Source organism: Dactylosporangium vinaceum (assembly GCF_019904175.1).
Lineage (GTDB): Bacteria > Actinomycetota > Actinomycetes > Mycobacteriales > Micromonosporaceae > Dactylosporangium > Dactylosporangium vinaceum.
The window spans coordinates 7,212,240-7,230,184 of record NZ_CP061913.1 but is presented as its reverse complement, the minus strand read 5'-3'; the positions used below and the strand labels follow the sequence as shown (position 1 = coordinate 7,230,184).

General features: G+C 72.6%; 18 protein-coding genes. 13 read left to right on the top strand and 5 right to left on the bottom strand.

Translation table 11 applies throughout. From position 1 onward, the window contains the following. Nucleotides 1-6: 6 nt before the first annotated feature. From Dvina_RS32230 to Dvina_RS32210, 5 genes are all read left to right on the top strand, one after another. The gene (locus Dvina_RS32230; RefSeq protein ID WP_223093060.1) at nt 7-861 is read left to right on the top strand and encodes an SDR family NAD(P)-dependent oxidoreductase; all 855 of its coding nucleotides are present in this window, start codon (nt 7-9) and stop codon (nt 859-861) included. Beyond that, on the top strand, nt 845-1,843 hold the full coding sequence (locus tag Dvina_RS32225; protein ID WP_246655458.1) for a helix-turn-helix domain-containing protein: 999 nt from the start codon (nt 845-847) through the stop codon (nt 1,841-1,843). Before Dvina_RS32230 ends, Dvina_RS32225 begins: the two co-directional genes overlap by 17 nt. Next, the gene (locus Dvina_RS32220) at nt 1,800-2,273 is read left to right on the top strand and encodes a cupin domain-containing protein (protein WP_246655457.1); all 474 of its coding nucleotides are present in this window, start codon (nt 1,800-1,802) and stop codon (nt 2,271-2,273) included. The genes Dvina_RS32225 and Dvina_RS32220 overlap by 44 nt, the downstream gene beginning before the upstream one ends. Before the next feature lie 67 nt (nt 2,274-2,340). After that, a complete protein-coding gene (locus tag Dvina_RS32215; protein WP_223093059.1) occupies nt 2,341-3,093 on the top strand; it encodes a hypothetical protein in 753 nt (250 codons plus the stop codon). A gap of 249 nt (nt 3,094-3,342) precedes the next feature. After that, complete coding sequence (locus Dvina_RS32210; protein WP_223093058.1) at nt 3,343-4,884, top strand: methyl-accepting chemotaxis protein; 1,542 nt, start codon at nt 3,343-3,345, stop codon at nt 4,882-4,884. A gap of 80 nt (nt 4,885-4,964) precedes the next feature. On the opposite strand, the gene Dvina_RS32205 is transcribed toward Dvina_RS32210, so the two are convergent. Further along, nucleotides 4,965-6,452 (bottom strand): RICIN domain-containing protein, encoded by a 1,488-nt coding sequence (locus tag Dvina_RS32205; RefSeq protein WP_223093057.1) that lies wholly within the window; start codon nt 6,450-6,452, stop codon nt 4,965-4,967. A 322-nt stretch (nt 6,453-6,774) separates the two neighbouring features. On the opposite strand from Dvina_RS32205, the gene Dvina_RS32200 reads away from it, so the two are divergent. Both Dvina_RS32200 and Dvina_RS32195 read left to right on the top strand, forming a co-directional pair. Next, a complete protein-coding gene (locus tag Dvina_RS32200; protein WP_223093056.1) occupies nt 6,775-7,431 on the top strand; it encodes a DUF4142 domain-containing protein in 657 nt (218 codons plus the stop codon). A gap of 12 nt (nt 7,432-7,443) precedes the next feature. Next, on the top strand, nt 7,444-8,094 hold the full coding sequence (locus Dvina_RS32195; RefSeq protein ID WP_223093055.1) for a class F sortase: 651 nt from the start codon (nt 7,444-7,446) through the stop codon (nt 8,092-8,094). Nucleotides 8,095-8,140: 46 nt separating this feature from the next. Here the strand turns inward: Dvina_RS32195 and Dvina_RS32190 are convergent, their stop codons facing one another. Beyond that, nucleotides 8,141-8,935 (bottom strand): SDR family NAD(P)-dependent oxidoreductase, encoded by a 795-nt coding sequence (locus Dvina_RS32190; RefSeq protein WP_246655455.1) that lies wholly within the window; start codon nt 8,933-8,935, stop codon nt 8,141-8,143. A gap of 95 nt (nt 8,936-9,030) precedes the next feature. On the opposite strand from Dvina_RS32190, the gene Dvina_RS32185 reads away from it, so the two are divergent. The 3 genes from Dvina_RS32185 to Dvina_RS32175 all read left to right on the top strand — a co-directional run bounded on the left by Dvina_RS32185 (nt 9,031) and on the right by Dvina_RS32175 (nt 11,461). Then, nucleotides 9,031-9,756: a TetR/AcrR family transcriptional regulator gene (locus Dvina_RS32185; RefSeq protein WP_223093054.1), complete on the top strand. Its 726-nt coding sequence runs from the start codon at nt 9,031-9,033 to the stop codon at nt 9,754-9,756. 152 nt (nt 9,757-9,908) lie between these two features. Continuing rightward, nucleotides 9,909-10,703 carry a ferritin-like domain-containing protein gene (locus Dvina_RS32180; RefSeq protein ID WP_223093053.1) on the top strand — a complete coding sequence of 265 codons (795 nt, stop codon included), beginning with the start codon at nt 9,909-9,911 and terminating at the stop codon, nt 10,701-10,703. After that, nucleotides 10,700-11,461 carry a ferritin-like domain-containing protein gene (locus Dvina_RS32175; RefSeq protein WP_223093052.1) on the top strand — a complete coding sequence of 254 codons (762 nt, stop codon included), beginning with the start codon at nt 10,700-10,702 and terminating at the stop codon, nt 11,459-11,461. Before Dvina_RS32180 ends, Dvina_RS32175 begins: the two co-directional genes overlap by 4 nt. A gap of 97 nt (nt 11,462-11,558) precedes the next feature. Here Dvina_RS32175 and Dvina_RS32170 read toward each other — a convergent pair whose 3' ends face one another. Together Dvina_RS32170 and Dvina_RS32165 are read right to left on the bottom strand one after the other, a co-directional pair. Then, nucleotides 11,559-13,424, bottom strand: a complete 1,866-nt coding sequence (locus Dvina_RS32170; protein ID WP_223093051.1) for a hypothetical protein — start codon at nt 13,422-13,424, stop codon at nt 11,559-11,561. Beyond that, the gene (locus tag Dvina_RS32165) at nt 13,412-13,747 is read right to left on the bottom strand and encodes a PadR family transcriptional regulator (protein ID WP_223093050.1); all 336 of its coding nucleotides are present in this window, start codon (nt 13,745-13,747) and stop codon (nt 13,412-13,414) included. Before Dvina_RS32165 ends, Dvina_RS32170 begins: the two co-directional genes overlap by 13 nt. Before the next feature lie 139 nt (nt 13,748-13,886). Here Dvina_RS32165 and Dvina_RS32160 point away from each other — a divergent pair, with 139 nt between their 5' ends. The 3 genes from Dvina_RS32160 to Dvina_RS32150 all read left to right on the top strand — a co-directional run bounded on the left by Dvina_RS32160 (nt 13,887) and on the right by Dvina_RS32150 (nt 17,022). Beyond that, a complete protein-coding gene (locus Dvina_RS32160; RefSeq protein ID WP_246655454.1) occupies nt 13,887-14,390 on the top strand; it encodes a SigE family RNA polymerase sigma factor in 504 nt (167 codons plus the stop codon). Continuing rightward, nucleotides 14,387-15,736, top strand: coding sequence for a WD40 repeat domain-containing protein (locus tag Dvina_RS32155; RefSeq protein ID WP_223093048.1), 1,350 nt, complete (start codon nt 14,387-14,389; stop codon nt 15,734-15,736). Before Dvina_RS32160 ends, Dvina_RS32155 begins: the two co-directional genes overlap by 4 nt. 95 nt (nt 15,737-15,831) lie before the next feature. Next, nucleotides 15,832-17,022 (top strand): FAD-dependent monooxygenase, encoded by a 1,191-nt coding sequence (locus Dvina_RS32150; protein WP_223093047.1) that lies wholly within the window; start codon nt 15,832-15,834, stop codon nt 17,020-17,022. Between the two features lie 34 nt (nt 17,023-17,056). Here Dvina_RS32150 and Dvina_RS32145 read toward each other — a convergent pair whose 3' ends face one another. Next, on the bottom strand, nt 17,057-17,407 hold the full coding sequence (locus Dvina_RS32145) for an ArsR/SmtB family transcription factor (RefSeq protein WP_223093046.1): 351 nt from the start codon (nt 17,405-17,407) through the stop codon (nt 17,057-17,059). Between the last annotated feature and the right edge of the window lie 538 nt (nt 17,408-17,945).

Below are 17,945 nucleotides of genomic sequence, written 5' to 3'. Positions count from 1 at the left end.
GAGCGTATGCGAACGATTGTCATCACCGGCGGCACGCACGGCATCGGCAAGGCGCTGGCCCTGCAGTATCTGGGGCGGGGTGATCAGGTCATCGCCATCGGCTCCAGCCCGGCGCGGGGCGAGGCGCTGCTGGCCGAGGCCGGCCGGCGCGGCGTGTTCCTCCCCGTCGACCTGAGCTCGGCCGCACACACGATCCGGCTCGGCGGTGAGCTGCGGGCGCGGTACCCCCGTATCGACGCCCTCGTCCTCGGCGCGTTCCGCTACGAGACCGTGCGGCAGGAGACCGCCGAGGGACTCGAACGGACCTTCGCCTTGTACGTCATGAGCCGATTCCTCCTCGCCGAGGAGCTCCGCCCCGCGCTGGAGCAGGCGCCCCGCCCGGTCGTCGTGAACCTGTGCGGCACCGGGGGCCGGGCGGGCCGCCTGCACTGGGACGACCTCCAGCTCCGCGCGCGGTACCGGCCCACCGCGGCCATCATGCAGGGCGCTCGCGCCAACGACCTGCTCGGCGTCGCCTTCAGCGAGGCGCACTCCGGCACGCCGGTTCGATATGTGCTGCACAACCCGGTGTTCGTCGACACCGGGCTGGCCGAGCCGTTCCGGCTGCCGAAGCGGGCCGCGGTGCAGGTCGCGGTGAAGCTGTTCGCGGCGCCGGTCGACCGGGCGATCGAGCCCGTCGTCGCGCGGATCGACACGCCGCCGGAGGCCACGCTGTCGGCGTTCCGGGGCCGCCGTACGGTCGACGTCACGGGCCCGGCGTTCGACCCGGCCGCGGCCCGCCGGCTGACCGGGGTGCTGCGGGAGATGGCGCGCCCGAGCGGAGGCGCCGCCGTATCGTTGACCGGTGATCGGCAACCTTGAGATGTTCCAGGACGAGTTGGCCGCCGGCGGGTTTCCGCCGCTTGTCAACAGGCTGGCCGGGGGCGGGTTCCGAGGCCGGATCGCCACCCGTGCCCTCGGGCCGCTGCGGCTGTTCTCCCTCGTCACACCCGAGAGCTCCTGCATCGGGCGGGAGCGCACGGCCGTCGACGGTGACAACCTGGCGGTCAAGGTGATGGCCCGGGGCCGGACGCGGATCGAGCACGGGCGCGGCGACGCCGAACTCGGGCCGGCCGACCTGGTGCTGCTCGATCCCACGCGGGCGATCCGGTTCGAGAGCACCGCCGCGGCCCACGTCACCATGCTGGTCCCGCGCCGGGAGCTTCGGATCCGGCCCGCGCAGCTCGACCGGCTCGTCGGCGTGCGCATCGACGGCAGCCACGGCCCGGGCGCGCTCGTCTCCGTGCTGGCCCGGGAGTCGGCGCGATCGGCGACCGGCTTTCGTGAGGCGGAGGCGCTCAGGTCGGCGGCGGCCGTCGTCGAGCTGCTCGCGGTCGCGCTGGAGGCCCGGCTCGGCGATGAGCGGCCGGCCCCGGACGAGCGGCTGCGGGACCGGATCGCCGGCTATATCGAGGCCCGGCTGGCCGATCCCGGCCTGTCTCCGCCCAGCATCGCCGCCGCCCACCACATCTCCGTACGCCGGCTGCACAAACTGTTCGAGGACCAGCCGCTCACCGTCGCGGCCCTGATCCGCCGTCGCCGTCTGGAGCGCTGCCGGGCCGAGCTGACCGGAAGCGGACGGACGGTCACCGCTGTCGCCGCCCGGTGGGGGTTCTCCGATCCCGCCCACTTCAGCAAGCTCTTCAAGACGACGTACGGGTACAACGCCGGTGCACTGGTGACCAGCAACCGTGCACGGGCGACCAAGACGCGCACGGCCGGCCCGGAACAGGATGGTGATCGACAACGGCAGGCGACAGATGGGAAGAGTCGTGGCGAAGGTCAACATCGTCCGCCCCGGTGAGGGCGAGATCCTCGGCAGCGGGGCGCAGCAGATCCGGATCCTGGAGAACGGCGAGCACACCGATCACCGGCTGGGCTTCGCCGAGGTCACCATCCCGCCGGGCACCCCGAGCCCGCTGCAACACCGCCACGCCCAGCACGACGAGGGCTTCTACGTGCTGGCGGGGACGTTCCGGTTCACCGTCGGCGAGGACCAGTACGACGCCGGGCCGGGCACCTGGGTCATCGTGCCGACCGGGGCGCCGCACACGTTCGCCAACGTCGGCGACGAGAACGCGGTCATGCTCAACACGTTCACGCCGGACCTGTACGTGCAGTACTTCCGCGACTTCAAGGCCATGATCGACTCCGGGCGGCCGGTGAACGCCGAGACCATGAAGCCGCTGTGGCAGCGCTACGCCACCGAGATCTCGACCGAATACGCCTCATGAAGCTGTTCGTGAAGCCGCACGGCACCGGCGATGCATCCGGGGGACCGGCCGGCACCGAATCCGGGGTATGACGGATCGAACCGAACGTATGCCGGGCGGCGGCGGGCGATGGCTCCTGCTGGGCACGGCGCTGGTGCAGGCGGCCGCACCGTCGCTCGTCGGCTTCGACAGTGACGCCGCCGACCCGCCGATCGTGCCGCCCGGCCCGTTCTTCGCCGTGTGGGGGGTGGTCGTGCTGGGCTGCCTGCTCGCGGCGGTGTGGGGCCTGCCGCGGCGGCGGGCCGGCGCCGCCCCGTACCGGTTGATCCAGCTGCCGCTGAGCCTCGTGCAGCTCGGCTTCGTGGCCTGGCTGTTCGCCGCCGGGTCACGCCTGGCCTGGCTCACGTTGCCGATCTTCGCCGGCATGCTGATCGGGCTGGTCGTCGTGCTGCGCCGGGTGCTGACCGACCCCGGTGGTGACCGGGTCAGCCGGGGCCTGCTCGGCGGCGCGCTCGGCGTGTACACCGGCTGGTCCACAGCGGCGCTGTGGATCAACGCGGCGACGCTGCTGCCCCGCGGCGCGCTTGACGGCCCCACCGGGCTGGCGCTGCAGTGCACCTTCGTGCTCGCCGCGACCGCAGCGGCCGCCGCCGGTGCCTACATCTTCCGGGGCCAGCTGCCGTACACGTTGACGACCGGCTGGGCGCTGGCCGGCGTCACCGTGAGCGCCGTCATGGCGGGCCTGGCGGTGCTTGCCGCGACCGCGGCGGCCGGGCTGCTGATGGTGGTCGCGACCGCCCTGCTCCGGCGGCGGACGGTGGCGCTGCGACCCGGCGGCTGATCGGGCGCTCGGCGGCCCGCGCAGTCGGATGGTGCCGGCCGCCACGGACGCCAACGGCCAGGCCGGCCCCAGACACCCCTTCGGTCACAGCAGCCATCACCCAGCGCGAGCAATCGGACGGCGAGAGCCGGCCGGGCGGGGCGACCTTCGGCCGATAACCCCTCAAGTCGACGCTGCCGGCTGCCGATCGACCAGGCAGAGCCGCGTGACGACGAGCGTCGGTGGCTCCGGCTCGGCGGAGGTTGTGTTATGCCGTGGTGGGCAAAGTCGGGTCCGACGCACGCGCCGGCTCCGGTGCCGCGCGACGTGGAAGCGCTCGAACAGGTCTTGCGGGTGCTGGACACCGGCGTCGGCTCGCTCGCGCAGGCTCAGACCGCGATCATCAAGACGCTGTCAGAGGCGTTGCAGGTGCCGTACGGCGCCTTGTGGGAGCGCGACGGCAACGACTACGGGCTCGTGCACGAGACGGGCCCGCTGGTGACGCAGATGGCGGGCGCCGTCGGCGGTGCCCGGCGTCTCCCGGCCGACGCGGGCATGCTCGGTGTGGCGGTCTCCAGCCGCCGCCCGCAGCTCGTGGAGCTGGACGAGGCGCCCAGCGATCGGTGCGGCCGCTGCGCGCACGCCCGGGCGCAGGGCATGGCCTACGGCGGATACGTCCCGATCATCGAGAAGAGCAGCGTCGTCTCGGTCATGGAGTTCTTCAGCCGGGAACCGCTGCCGGCGTTCGGGACCGACAAGTGGGACGCGATCATCCGCATCGCCCTGCTGGCCCGGCATCAGGCCCTTGCCGCCGCCGAGCTCCAGGAGACGCTCAACGACCGGGCGGCCGTCACCACCGTCGTCACCAAGGTCGGCGAGGCCCGCGATCAGCAGGGCGCCATCCGCATGGCGCTCGACAGCGTCTGCACCGCCTTCGGCTGGACCTACGGGTCGTACTGGGCCCTGGACGAGGAGACGAACACCCTGCGGTTCAGCATCGAGTCCGGCTCGGCCGGCGAGGAGTTCCGGAAGGTCACCCTGGCCGCCTCGTTCGCGGAGGGAGTCGGCCTGTCGGGGCGCGCCTGGAAGGCCAGGGACCTGGTGTTCGTCCGGGATCTGGCCGAGCTGACCGACTGCGTGCGGGCGCCCGCCGCGCAGCGGGCGGGCGTGCGGTCCGGCATCTGCTTCCCCATCATGGACGGGGCCCGGGTGATCGGGACCATGGACTTCTTCACCAGCGAGACGATCGACCTGTCGGACTCGCGCCGGGAGTCCCTGCGCAACGTGCAGCTGCTGGTGTCACAGCGCCTGGCGGTGCTGCGCCGGGCCGAGCAGGACGCCGCCAAGGCGAAGGGCCTGCTCGAGACCGTCACGGAGCTCCGCGCCGCCTCGCAGGACGCCGAGGCGGTGGCCCGTCAGGCGGTGGAAGGCTCCGCCGCGATGACGGCGGAGGTAGCGGCGCTCGGCCAGGCGTCCGCGGCGATCAACGACGTCATCCGGATCATCAACGGGATCGCCGAGCAGACCAACCTGCTCGCGCTCAACGCGACAATCGAGGCGGCCCGGGCGGGCGAGGTCGGCAAGGGCTTCGCGGTCGTGGCCGGAGAGGTCAAGGAGCTGGCGCGGGAAACCGCCGAGGCGACCCAGAAGGTATCGGGCCAGATCGCGGGCATCCAGGCCAGCAGCGACGCGGTCGCCGCCGGCATTCACAGCACCAGCGACACCATCGGCCAGCTGGACCTCGTGCAGGCCCGCATCAACAGCGTCCTGGAACGCCAGGCCAGTATGGCCTCCGCATTCGAACGGGCCTGATCACCGGCGCCGTCCGGGCGCCGGTCGCGGGTGGGTGGCGGCCGGCCGTGGTCTGCTGAGCACGGCCGGCGCCAGGAAGGTCAGGACGCGGTGCGCGTCCACTGCTGGTTGTTGCCGGTGCCGCAGGTCCATTGCTGGATGTCGGCGCCGTCGGCGGTGCCTGACTGGTAGACGTCGAGGCATTTGCCGCTGTGCCGGGCCACCAGGCGGAAGTAGCTGCCCTGGGCCTGCCACTGCCACTGCTGGTTGGTACCGCTCCCGCAGGTGTACTGCACGATGTTCGCGCCATCGTTCGTGGCCGCGGAGGCGACGTCGAGGCACTTGCCGCTGTTCTGGTTGACGATGCGGAAGTAGCCGCCGCCCGCGTCGTCGAAGCGCCACTGCTGGTTCGCGCCGCCCCACCAGGTCCACTGTTTGATCTCGGCGCTGTTGGCGGTGGACTGTCCTGAGACGTCCATGACCTTGCCGCTGTTGCGGTTGGTGATCCGGTAGTACGAGCCCGACGGCGGCGGCGTCGTGGAGCCACCGCCGAAGGTGTCGCCCCAGGCATACCGGACCCGGTCGGCGCCGGAGCTGTTGCGGATGGTCAGGTCGAGGCTCGTGCCGCTCCCGCTCAGGGCGAACATCGAGTACCAGTCGTAGCCGGACGTCCCGACCTTGCCGCCGAGCGCGGGCCAGTAGGTGCCGCCCATCTGGTTGTCCCGCATGACCTGGGCCATGGCCCGGATGTAGCGCACGAAGTTGTCGGTGCTGTTCGCGTCGGCGTAGTTGAGACCGTTGTCCATGGGCGCGCCGAACTCGGTCGCGACCGCGCGTGAGGCGCAGTTGCCCAGGCGCATCTGGATGTCGCTGCGGAACGCGTCGTAGGTCATCGCGCTGTAGAAGAACGCGTAATAGTGGAACGACAGCAGCGTGGCGCTGAAGCGGCTGTCGTTGCAGATGTCCCGCAGGTCCTGGCTGAAGCCGGTGCCGCCGATGAGTACCCGCCCGGGCACGGCCGAGGGGTGGGAGCTGAGCCAGTTCGCGGCGACGTCGCGCCACTCGGCCGAGCTGTAGCCGTGCGGTTCGTTCATCGGCTCGAAGTACACGTTGGGGTTGGAGGCGTACGTGCTCGTGACGCTCGACCACATCGTGTTCCACGCGGCGACGTTGGTGATCCGGCCGCCCGAGGCGGAGGCGGCGTCCTCCCAGTAGGCGAGGATGACCTTGAACCCTCGCTCGGTGGCGGCGTCGATAGCGCCCCGGTAGGCGTTCCACCACGTCGTGTTGGCCACCGTGTAGGTGTTGACGGGCAGCCGGACGGTGTTGACGCCCATGGTGGCGGCCATGTCGTCGTAGAGGGCATTGGCCTTGGCCCGCACCGTCGCGTTGCTGTCGGACTGGCTCAGGCCCTGCAAAACGAGCGGGTTCTTGTTGAAGTTGTCGCCGAGCACGGCCCAGTTCATGCCTCTGAACTGCGCCGTGGCGGCATGGGCGGTGCCGTCGGTCAGCACGACCGAGATACCGATGGCGGCCAGTGCCGTCACCGCCGCCAGCCCGGCGGCCCTGATCCTCGTACGAATCCTCATGCAGTTCCTCTCAGATGGTCCGAGACCGCTGTCGGATGTCGGCGCCGTCGCCCGTGCCGGGCGGCGTGGCAATCGGACAGTTGCCGCGACCCGCCGGAGGCGCAATCCCCAGCAATATCTTGATAATCGCGACGGTTGCGGCCGCGCCATCATTCGAACCGGTTCGATCAAAACCGTCCACAGACGAACATGACCGCGTTCGGCAGCCGTGCCCGCGACTCGAACGGGCCGGACACCGGCATCCGGTCCGGCGCCGGTCAAACATTGAGGTCCGTGAAAATCGACGCACATATCGACGCAGACTCGGGGTGGTGGCGGATGCATGATGATGAGGCGCACCATCGCCGTACTCGGCACCGTCGGGCTGTTCGTGCTGGCCGCGGCCCCGGCCCAGGCGGCACCGTCCCAGCAGGACTCCACGTTCCTCGTCGCGGCGCACCAGGCGAACCTGGCCGAGATCGCCGCCGGGAACCTCGCGCAGCAGAAGGGCCAGAGCCAGCAGGTGAAGGACCTCGGGTCGAAGTTCGTCGCCGATCACACGCAGCTCGACGCCGCGACGAGCCAGACCGCCCAGGCGCTCGGCGTCGCGCTGCCGGGGTCGCCGAACAGCGAGCAGCAGGCGCTCGCCGCGCGATACCAGGCGGCAAACGGCACCGACTTCGACGCGCTGTTCATCGCGACCCAGATGGACGCGCACATGAAGGCCGCCGCCAACGGCCAGCGTGAGATCAGCAGCGGCAGCGACGCGCAGGCCAAGAAGGCGGCCCAGGACGCCGCCCCGGTCATCAACTCGCACCACGACCTGCTCCGCTCGGCCGCCTCGGCGCTGGGGCTGCCGGCCGAGGTCGACACCGGCAACGGCGGCGCGGCCGCCGCGAACCAGCACGCGGGCACCGTGCTCGCGCTGCTGCTGCTCGGTGCCGTGGCCGCGGTCACGGGCCTGTTCCTCCTTCGTCGCCCGCGCCGGGTCCAGGTCTGAGCGCGGCACCCGTTGAACATCCGTGACACGGCCGGCTCCCGGCGCGCCCTCGGCTGGGCCGCGCTGGGCGCCGGCCTGGCCGCTGTCGTGGTCGCGATCGCGTTGGCGCTCACGGCGCGGCCCGGCCCGGTCGACGCCGGAGTGCTGCCGCCGCCGCCCGCCGACTCGGGTGCGGCCACCGGCGGATCGGCCCCGCCCTCGTCGCCGGCGCCGACCCGCGAGCTCGCCACGCCGACCCGGCTGCACATCAGCGCCCTCGGCGTCGACGCGCCGGTCGACCCGGCCGGCGTGACGTCGGCCGGCGCGTTCGGGGTGCCCGACGACCCGGGCCGCGTCGGCTGGTGGATCGGCTCGGCCCTGCCGGGCGCGCCGGCGGGCACCGTGCTCATCGCCGGGCACGTCGACACCGCCAAGGCCGGCCGCGGCGCACTGTACGACCTGGAGCACCTCCCTGTCGGCGCGGAGGTCGGCGTGGCGTCCGGCGACCTGTCGGTGACGTACCGGGTCGCGGCCCGGCGCAGCTACGGCAAGCAGCGGCTGCCCCGGGACCTGTTCACCACCGCGGGCCCGGCCCGGCTGGTGCTCATCACGTGCGGCGGCACGTTCCGCAACGGCTCGTACGCGAGCAACGTGGTCGTCTACGCCGAGCCCGTCGCCGACTGACTGGGGATCCCTGTGGGCCGGATACTCGGGCCCGGTGCGGCGCCGGTCAGGCGGGGATGATGGGGCCGAGGTAGGTGCCCCCGGAGACGTCGATGGTCTGGCCGGTGATGAACCGGCCCGCCGGGCCGGCCAGCAGGGCGACGACGTCGGCGACGTCTTCCGGCTCGCCCAGGCGGCCGAGCGCGGTGATCGCCTCGATGCTGGCGCGCACTTCGGGGATCGAGGTGTAGCCGGCCGTCATGTCAGTGCGAACCGCGCCCGGGGCGACCGTGTTCACGGTGATGCCGCGCGGGCCGAGTTCGTTGGCCAGCGACGGGGCCATCGACTCGAGCGCTGCCTTGCTGACCGTGTAGCCGATCTGGGTCGAGACGGCGAACCGGCTGGCCGTCGACCCGATGTTGATGATGCGGCCGCCGTCGTTGAGCAGTGGCAGGGCGCGCTGGATGAGGAAGAACGGCGTGGTGACGTTGACGGTGAGCAACTGCTGGAACTCCTGCGGGGTCATCTCGGCGATCGGGTGGCCGGAGCCGAGGCCGGCGTTGTTGACGAGGATGTCGAGGCGTCGCCCGGCCAGTGCGTCGAACAGTGTGTCGAGCGCGCCGTCGTCGCCGAAGCGGGCTCGCACCGGGAATGCCCGGCCGCCCTCGTCGTGGATCTGCGCGACCGTCGCGGCCGCCGCGGTGTCGTTGCCGGCGTAATGGACGGCGACCTCGGCGCCGTCGGCGGCCAGGCGCAGTGCGATGGCCCGGCCGATACCCCGCGATCCACCCGTGACGAGTGCTGTCGTGTTGTGCAGCGTGCCCATCGTGTTCTCCCTGTGCGTCGTACCGACGGCCGGCATCCGGAGCTCCTTCACTATCTGCGTGTGGCGTACGCAGAAATGAAGCTAGCCGAGATACTGCGTATGGGTCAAGCAGAAACTGCTACCGTGGTGGCATGGACGTCGACATGCCTCGCTACCTGCAGCAGCTATGGGGCCGCGACACCGCACGCCGGCGCGGCCCCAAGCCGGCCCTGACCCTTGACGAGATCGGCCGGCAGGCGGTCGCCGTGGCCGATCGCGACGGGCTCGACGCGGTGTCGATGAAAGCAATGGCCACGCACCTGGGCCTGAGCACGATGTCGCTCTACCGCTACCTCGAGTCCAAAGAGGAGCTGCTGTCGCTCATGCTCCACATCGCCTACGGCCGGCCGGACCTGCCGCCCGCCGCCGACTGGCGGGCCGGCGCCGAGCAGTGGGCGTCCGCGCTCGCCGCGCGGCTGCACGAGCACCCGTGGATCGTGCAGGTGCCGATGGCCGAGCCGCCGCTAGAGCCCAACCCGCTGGCCTGGACCGAGGCCGGCCTGGCCGTGCTCTGCGGCACCGGCCTGCCCGTCCCCGATCAGCTCTCGGCCCTGCTGGTCATCGACGGGTTCGTGCGCTCGCACACCGCCCTGAGCCTGCAGATCGGCGCGGCCGGTGCGACCCGCGCGCCACGGGTGCGGCCCGGCACCTACGGGCAGCGCATGGCCGCCCTCGTCGACCCGGCGGTGTTCCCGCACCTCGCCCGGGCCGGCGCGGCCCCGTCCGAGCCGGACTTCCACACGGGGCAGTACACCTTCGGCCTGGCGCTCATCCTGGACGGCCTGGCCGCACACATCGCGCTGCACGGCTCAGCCTGACGAACCGTATCGGGCCCAACGGCCCACGAGCCGCGGTGAGTGCCCGTCCGAGTGGAATTTTCGCGGACTCGATCGGATGACCCCTCCCATCTGCCTAGGGTCGCGCTACGAAGCACAAGTGTTTCGAAGGCCCGGCTACGGTGGGAGAACGAGTGGAGCACCATCTCGATGAACGCCATCTGCGCACGCTCATGGAGCAGTCGCAGGATCTGCACGCGGATGCGATGCGGCAGGGGCGTGCCGATCTCGCGGAGTACGTGAACGCGGCTCGGGAACAACGGCTGGGCGGCAGTCGGCCGCTCGTGCTGGCCGGACTCGCGGCCGGCGTGGCCGGTGCCGCGGTCCTCGGCACGGCCGGTGCCGCGTATGCGGCCGACACCGATGTGCAGGTGCTCCAGACCGCGGCGTCGCTCGAGAACCTCGCGGTGTCGACGTACAAGACCGCACTGACGCTGCCCTACATCGGCGGCGCGAGCGCGAACACGGTCGTCAAGGCGTTCGCGATGAAGACCATGCAGCAGCACACGGAGCACGCGCAGGCGTTCAACAACGCGGTGAAGAAGCTCGGCGGCAAGGAGCAGACCGCGCCGGACCCGAAGTACGCGCCGATCGTCGCGAGCACGGTGCCGACCATCAAGACCGCGGCGGACGTCGTCAAGCTGGCCATCACACTCGAGGACGTCGCTGCGCAGACGTACGTCAAGAACGTCACCCAGGTGTCCACGGGCGAGCTGCGGCAGCTGTTCGCGAGCGTCGCCGGCGTCGAGGCGCAGCACCGCGCCATCCTGCTCGCCGTGCAGGCGCTGCTGGCCGGCAACGCGGCCGACCTGATAGCGCTGCCGCCGGACGGTGCCAAGCTGCCCGCCGCGGCCGGTGGTGTCGGCTTCCCGGATTCGTTCTACGCCACGGACAAGGCCTCCCCGGCCGACGAAGGAGCGGTCAAGTGACCCGGCCAGAGCCCATGCAGATCTCCGAGGCGCAGCTCAAGTCGATGACCCGCGACCTCGACGACCTGCACGAGTCCACGTTCCCCGAGGTGCGCCGCACCATCGCCGACTTCACGCCGTCGCGGCGCTCGCTGCTGCTCGGCGCGGGCGGTGCTGTCGCCCTCGGCGTGCTGGCGGCGTGCGGCGACGACAAGGACAACGACGCCACCACGGCGGCGCCGTCGGCCATGACCTCCTCGGCCGCCGGTGGCGCCTACACCGGCGATCTGAAGATCGTGGCCCTCGCCGCGGCGCTGGAGAACCTGGCCGTCACCGCCTACGACGGGGCGCTCAAGCGGGCCACCGACGGCAAGCTCGGCACGGTCCCGCCCGCGGTGGCCACGTTCGTGCAGACCGCCCGCAAGCAGCACGCCGACCACGCCGCCGTGTGGAACTCGGTCCTGACGAAGGCGGGCAAGCCGGCGATCACCGACGCACCGCTGACCATCACGGCCGACGCGGTCGCCGCCCTGGACAAGACGGCATCGGTACCGGACGTCGTCAAGCTGGCGCTCGGCCTCGAGGACGCCGCGGCGCAGACCTACACCTTCGCCACGGCCAACGTCTCCGACGCGGGCGGCATCATGACCGCCGCTACGATCCAGCCGGTCGAGGCGATGCATGCCGCGATCCTCAACTTCGTGCTCGGCCAGTATCCGGTGCCGGTCAGCTTCATCCCGGTCGACAAGGCCGCCAAGCCCGACATCCTCACGAAGTAGCACCGCGCTCCGCTTGCCGCGGCGACGCCGATGCGCGCATCGGCGTCGCCGCGGCGCCCGCCCGGACGTCGGCGTCCGTGCCGGGCGGGCGCCGCCGTCACGCGACACTGTCGGACCGGTGCGCCCGGCCGAGCACCAGGCTGCCCAGGACGAGCCCGGACAACAGGGCCGGCACTGTGAGGATGTAGTCGTCGAACGCTTCCGGCCGCACCGGCCGGCCGGCCAGTGCGGTGAAGACGGGGCCGATGTCGAGGAACCTGGTGGCGGTGATGACGGGCAGCCCGACAAGCGGGAACATCAGCAAGGCGATGCTCGCCGCCGCCGGATACCGCAGCCACTGCCGCAGCCGCCGCGGGCGCGGCCGGGCCACGATCACTGCGCACACCGTCAGCAGCGCCGTGAGGCCCATGACGTGCAGCAGGCGGTCGGAGTTCGTCGCCAGGATGTGCCGCTCGCGCAGCAGCCAGGGTGTCGTGACGGCGACTGCGCTGCTCAGGCAGTAGACCGCGAACCGGAGCCGGGAGATGTGGACCGCGGTGCTGAAGGCCGCCCCGACCGCGATGAGCCCGAGCGCGCCGCTGACCACGGCGCTGCCCACATGGAACGTGGGCCCGGTGCTTGACGACGGCTCGGCCAGCAGATTCACACCCGCCAGCATGGCGGCGACGCCGGCCACGACGGGGAGTGCGGCCGGCTGTGGGGCGCCCCGGCCGGTGACGCCGCGATAGCAGCCGAGCGCGGCCACGGAGGCCGCGCCCACCGCCAGCGGGGCGCTGGCGTGTGACAGGCCGGCCCGGTCCAGGGCGGTGTCGGCAGCCAGCCAGACCAGCCCGCCGACGAGCGCCTCCACGGTGACCCGCCGTTGCCCGCGGGCGCAGACGACGACCGCCAGCACCATCGCGACGATCGCGTCCCAGCGCAGGTCCCTTGCCCAGTTGGTATCGCTGCTGTCGGCCCACAGCTGCATCGCCCAGAGCACCGCGACACCCATGGCCGCCGCGGCCATCGCCGCCGGCGTCGTGACCAACCGCCGATCCCGGGCTCCGCCGTCGACCACCGGCTGCCCGGCCGCGACTGTCGCAACCGTCGCGCCCGGCGCGAGCCCGGCCGGCCGCGGCCGTGCCGCGGCCCAGCCGAACGCCACCGCGCACACCGCCGACGGCAGGAGCTGACAGGCGAGCGCCGCGAGCTCCCACCGCGCGGGGGAGGCGCCACCGAGCGTCGTGCGCGGCATCGCCGCCATGACGGGCAGGACGGCCGCGAGCAGGACCCCGGCCAGACCGGCCGCCCAGCCGAGGCCCGGCTGCCCGGCTGCGACACGGCCGGCCACGACGACGGCCGCCGCGAAGGTGACGAGCACCCAGACAGCGATCATGGTCGAGCCGTGCTTCGGGCCGTCGCCGTTGAACCCGGGGTACAGGCTGGGCGTCCAGGCGAGGAAGACGGCGCCGAGCGCGACGGCGGCGAGGCCGGCCCGGCCCCAGTTTCCCGCGCCCCGGCCGCCGGCGGCGCCGCCGCCCAGCCACCAGCCGGCCGCTGCGGCATAGGCCGACGTGAGGCCGGCGGACACCGCCGCTGCAACGAAACTGCGCCGCATGAACGACGACTGGTCATAGCCCGCGTCGGACTGCATCACCAGGAAGCCCAGCAGCATGTTCAGTGTCGCCCAGAGCCCGACGCCCAACGCGCCCGCGAGCAGCAACCCGGCTGCCGTGCGCAGCACCCGGCCGGGGGTCCGCCACCGCTCCCACCGGCCGCTCGGCAGGCCGTGCTCGTCATACGTCACCGGGCTGGCGGCCAGGCTCACCGCGAACCGCAGGCGCCGCCAGGCGCCGTGCGGCTCACCTTCGAGCGCCGCGAGCTCGGCGAGCCACTCCTGGGTCAGCTGGTCGCGCAGCTCGGCCGGCCAGCGCCGACCTCCCGCCCGCAGGCAGGCGTGGATGGTGCGGGTCAGGAGTCCCATGTCAGCTCCGGCTTCACCGCACCGCGCCGCGGGCCGCGCCGCTGCTGATACGCGGCGAGCTCCGCCCGGGCGCTCTGCACACCCTCCGGCGTGAGCCGATACCAGCGGCGGGCCGGCCGGCCCGCCTGCACCGGGTCGATGTCCTCCCAGTGCGCCTGCAGCCAGCCGAGGCCCTGCAGGCGGACGAGGATGGGATACACGGTGCCGCTCGGCATGCCGGTGACACGCATGACGTCGAGCCCGTAACGCTCGGCGCCGGGGTCGGCGAGGAACACCTCGAGGACCTGCACGAGGGTGGTGGTGATCCGTAACGGCGGGGCCATGGCGGCTTATCCTACATAGGTCGGCGGGCTTATGCTACATAGGGGTACGGCCGCGGGCTCACCGCTCCGGGGCGGCGTTCGATGCGCAGCGCCGGTATCTTCCGGTGCTTCCCCTCCAAACCGTCGGGTTGATGCGTCTGTGTTTGTTGTGGGGGACTTCGAGGAGTTCGTGCGGGCCCGGACCGGGGCGTTCGCCCGGACGGCATACCTGCTGACCGGCGACCGGCAGCACGCCGAGGAGCTCGTCCAGACCGCCCTGCTCGCCGCCGCCGAGCGGTGGGGCCGCCTCGACGACCCCGAGCGGTACGTGCGGCGGGTGCTGTACACGCGGGCGGTCTCCTGGTGGCGGGTCCTGCGCCGGCGGCGCCGGGAGGTCCTGACCGACGCCCCGCCCGAGCGCCCGGCCGGTTCGGCCGTCGACCCGGAGCTGCGCATCGTGCTGGCCCAGGCCCTCGGCCGGCTCACCCCGAAGCAGCGGGCGGTGCTGGTGCTGCGCTTCTACGAGGACCGCACCGAGGCGGAGACGGCGGACCTGCTCGGCGTGGGGACCGGCACCGTCAAGAGCCAGACTCGCGACGCGCTGCGCCGCCTGCGCGAGATCGCACCGGAGCTGGCCGACGAGCACAAGGGGGTGCTGCGATGACGACGCTGCGCAGCGTGTTCCGGGAACTGGCCGAGCAGGCGCCGGCTGTGACGGTACCGCCAAATCTGCTGGAAACGGCCCGACGTCGGCGGACGCGGCGCCGGCTGGCTGCGCTCGCGGCGGTGATCGCGCTCGTGGCACTGGCGCTCGCCGTCCCGCTCGCCCGCTCGCAGCCGCCGGCGTCCCGGGACCCCGGCGGCGGCCTGCCGCAGCACCTCGTCACCGTGCCGCGGGACACCGACACGGTCGAGCGCAGCCCGGTCGGGCCGGCCGCGGCGATCTACTCGCTCGGTGAGGACAACCCGCAGTCGGACCCGGAGGACTTCGACTTCGCGTGGTGGCGGGGCGGGCACACCGTGGCCAGCAGCACGATCGTGGCCCGGGACCGCGACGCGTACCGGATCGTGCGCAGCGGCTACTACACGGGCGCCGAGCTCTCCCCGGACGGCCGCTACCTCATCGCCGAGGGCCGCGTCGTGGACCTGGCGACCGGGCGGGAGCGGCTGCGGCTGGCCGCGGCGCCGACCGAGGCGCACCTGTCGCCCGACGGCCAGACGCCGCCCGGCGACAACACCACGCTCTACGGGCGCTGGACCGAGGACGGGACGCGGCTCATCGCCGCGGAAAACGACCGCACGATGATCGTCTCGTGGCCGTCCGGCCAGGTCGAGCGCCTCGTGCGCCATCCCGGGCAGCGGCCGGTCGACCAGGACCTGGCGCTGTCCCCGGACGGCCGGGACCTGGCCGTGCAGAGCAACGGCCTCTTCCGGGTGTACGGCGCCGACGGCGACCTGCGCTGGTCGCAGACGGCGAGCAATGACCTGCGGCGGATCGGCGGGCGGGCGGCGTGGCGCGCGGACGGGCGGCTGTTCGTCTTCGACCGGCAGGTGACGGGCTGCTCGGGCTGCGGCTGGGCACCCGGCACCTGGCGGCTGCGGGCGCTCGACGGTGCCACCGGCGAGGCGGTGGCGGCGCCCGCGTACCCGGAGATCCGCGACGCGATGTTCGTCAACGTGGTGACCTGGCGCGGCGACGTGGCGTACGCGGTCGTCGCGTACACCAACGGCCGCACCGACGACCGGATGGACATCGGCGGCGCGGCCCTCGTGCGGCTGGCACCGGGCGCGCCGGCGCCGCAGGTCGTGCTCGCCGGCCCCGAGGGCACCCACGAGCTCGGTGTCGCCACCGATCTCGTGGACCGGGTGCGGCCGGTGGGCCGGCCGGAGTTCGGCCGCAACCCGGCCGAGGACTGGGGCCCGGCGCTGAGCTGGGCGGCCTGCCCCGCACTCGTCGCCGCCGTGGTGAGCGTGGCCTGGGTGACCCGGCGACGGTGGGTCGCCCCATGACGACGTCCCGGCGGCGCGGGCCGCCGCCGCGCCACCTCGCCGCGCGACACGCCACAGCCACGTGTGGACATTGCGGCCGCGGGAATTCGTGACGTATGCGCACAGCGATCGTCTCCGGAGCCGGCGTGGCCGGCGCAACCGTCGCGTACTGGCTCGACCGGTACGGCTGGCCGGTCACCCTGCTCGAACGCGCCGAGACGCTGCGCAGCAGCGGGCAGAACGTCGACATCCGCGGCGCCGGTCGCGACGTGATCCGCCGCATGGGCCTCGACGAGCGCGTCGCCGCATCGAGCACCGGCGAGGTGGGCACCCGCTTCATCGACGCCCGAGGGCGCACCGTCGCCGAGTTCCCCGCCGGAACCGGCGACACCGACGGCCCCACCGCCGAACGGGAGATCCTCCGCGGCCAGCTGGTCACCGCCCTGGACGAGCTGGTGCCCGCCCGGGTCGAGCGCCACTACGGCGACCGCATCACCGCCGTCACGCAGCATCCCGACCGCGTCGAGGTCGTCCTCGAGCACGGCGGACGACGACACGCCGACGTGCTGGTGATCGCCGAAGGCATCCGTTCCGACACCCGCGACCTCGCCCTCCCCGGGCAGACCCGCATCCGCGACCTCGGCCAGTACATCGCCTACGGCGCGATTCCCCGCGCCGACCACGACGACAAGTGGTGGAACTGGCTCCCCGCCGGCCGCGGGCGAGCGGTCATGCTCCGGCCCGACAACGTCGGCACCACCCGGGCCTCCCTGGCCTGCATGGCATCACCCGACGGTCTCGAGCGGCTCCCGGCCGGCCGGCAGCTGGCCCGGCTGCGTGACCTCTTCGCCGACGACCCGTGGCAGGCCCGGCGGATCCTCGACGCCCTCACCGCCGATCACAGCGACTTCTACCTCGACCGGGTCGCTCAAGTGCACCTGGCCACCTGGACCAGCGGCCGGATCGCCGTGGTCGGCGACGCCGCCTACTGTCCCTCACCGATCAGCGGGATGGGCACCACCCTCGCCCTGGCCGGCGCCTACATCCTCGCCGGAGAGCTCACCACCTGGCCCAACCACCGCGACGCGCTGCGCCGCTACGAGCAACGCATGCGACAGTACGTGACCAGGGCCCAAAAGCTGCCCCCGGGCACGCCGCGCATCGCCAACCCGACCACCCGGGCCGGCGTCGCACTGCTCAACACCGGCCTGCGTCTGGCCGCGTCCCGCCCGGCCCGGGCCCTGGGCGCCCGCCTGTTCGCCCCACCGGCCGACACCCTGCACCTCCCGGAATACGCAGCGGTCTGATGACCCGCCGGCCGGGGTGAGTGCCCCACGGCGTTCACGGGTGTGCGCCGCAGAGGATGTTGCCGAGCAGGTGCAGTACCGGCTGCTGTATCCGGTGGGACGGGTGCGGCCGGCGGCGGTCGACCTCGACGAGCCCGGCGAACCGGAGGAGCCGCAGATGATGGGAGACGAGCGGGGCTGGTAGATCAAGACGTTCGCTGAGGTGCGCCAGCGTGAGTCCGTCGGGCGATGCCGAGGCCATCAGGAACACCAGCTGGAGCCGGATGGGGTTTCCCAGCGCCTTGTATGCGGGAGCAAGCGCGGCAGCGGCCTCAGCGGCCGAGGGTCGGTCGCCGATCGGCACCGGGCCGCCGGCGCGCAGCGGGATCGGGGAGGAGGTCCACATGTGAGCAGGTGTCCAAGCTTCCTGGCAATCGTCGGTCGTTGCAAACGTCGATGACTCGCACCTGCCGCCGCGGAGCGGCGGTCAGGCGTCACTGGGTTTGCCGGCCTGGTCGCCCAGGCCGGACCTGGATCCATCATATGGCTACTTGCAGATGCTCTCAGGCAAACGTCCGGCATGCCCGGGTCGGATCTCGCCCCGGTGACAGGCGCGACGGTGTGCTCGTCTCAACGCGCAGGCCACGCGAATCGATGCAAGAATCGATGCAAGAGTTGTCGGGCGATCACGAGGGGCGTGAGTGACGTACGCCGAAGCATGGTGCCGCCGTCCGGGCGCCATGAGCCACAGCCTTCGAGGCGGCGCGCTGGGCCCGGGGCACGGCACCGGCGCCTGGACGGATACGGTCCGCGCCGCGCAGTCGTCCGGCGGTATGGCTGACGGCGGGGCGGCGTAGGTGCTCCGGACGTCCAGGCTGCGGCGGCGGCTCGGATGGGCCGCGCAGCGGCGGGCTCCAGCGGACGAGCCGAGCGCCGCATTGAAC